This window comes from Rahnella woolbedingensis (genome assembly GCF_003602095.1).
Taxonomy (GTDB): Bacteria; Pseudomonadota; Gammaproteobacteria; order Enterobacterales; family Enterobacteriaceae; genus Rahnella; species Rahnella woolbedingensis.
In genome coordinates this window covers 1-788 of the sequence record NZ_RAHH01000087.1, presented here as the reverse complement: position 1 = coordinate 788, position 788 = coordinate 1, and the positions used below count along the sequence as shown (strand labels likewise).

Below are 788 nucleotides of genomic sequence, written 5' to 3'. Positions count from 1 at the left end.
GTCAGTAGGTTAATGGCTTTTCCAGGCTGGAGAATCATGGCTAATTCGCCTGTGTGCGCCATGCCGCCATTAGTTATCACAGCATCAACTGAGCGTAAACGTGAACTACGTTCCCGCATCGGTCCCGCCGGCAACCAGTGCCCGTTGCCGAAGCGCCTGATGCCATCAACCACAACAATTTCAACATCACGCGCAAGTGCATAATGTTGCAAACCATCGTCGGTGATAACCACATCCAGCTCATGCGAGGCAAGAAGTGCTTTTACTGCATCAGAGCGAACCGGAGACACCGCGACCGGTGCCCCCGTTCTCTGAAAAATCAACACGGGTTCATCACCCGCTTGTGCGGTTGATGTATCTTCACAAAGCAGCAGCGGATAGCTTTCTGCTTTTCCTCCATACCCGCGTGAAACCACGCCGACACGAAAACCATGTTGTTGCAGTGTTTCAACCAGCCAGATGACCACCGGCGTTTTACCATTACCTCCGGCAGTCAGATTTCCGACTACCACGACGGGCACAGGGGCCCGCCAGCTTTTTTTCAGCCCATGTTGGTAACTGTAACGGATCAGAGTCGAGATGAATCCGTAAAGCCAGGCCAGAGGCAGAAGTAACAGATATAACGGTGATTTCCCTGACCAGATGCGATCAATCATTGCCCGAACTGCATCCGGTAAAGTTGGGAGTAAACACCGCGCTCTTCGAGCAGTTTCACGTGCGAACCACGTTCCACAATGCAACCATCCTCAATAACCAGGATTTCATCCGCTTTTTCGATAGTCGATAAA

2 protein-coding genes are annotated in these 788 nt (G+C 51.6%); both read right to left on the bottom strand.

The features are described 5' to 3' along the window. On the bottom strand, window positions 1-656 hold a 656-nt coding region (gene lpxK / locus D6C13_RS25305; RefSeq protein ID WP_120135348.1), incomplete at its 3' end, for a tetraacyldisaccharide 4'-kinase. Next, window positions 653-788: hypothetical protein (locus D6C13_RS26050; RefSeq protein WP_167458090.1), on the bottom strand; the 136-nt coding region annotated here is incomplete at its 5' end. The genes D6C13_RS26050 and lpxK, both read right to left, overlap by 4 nt.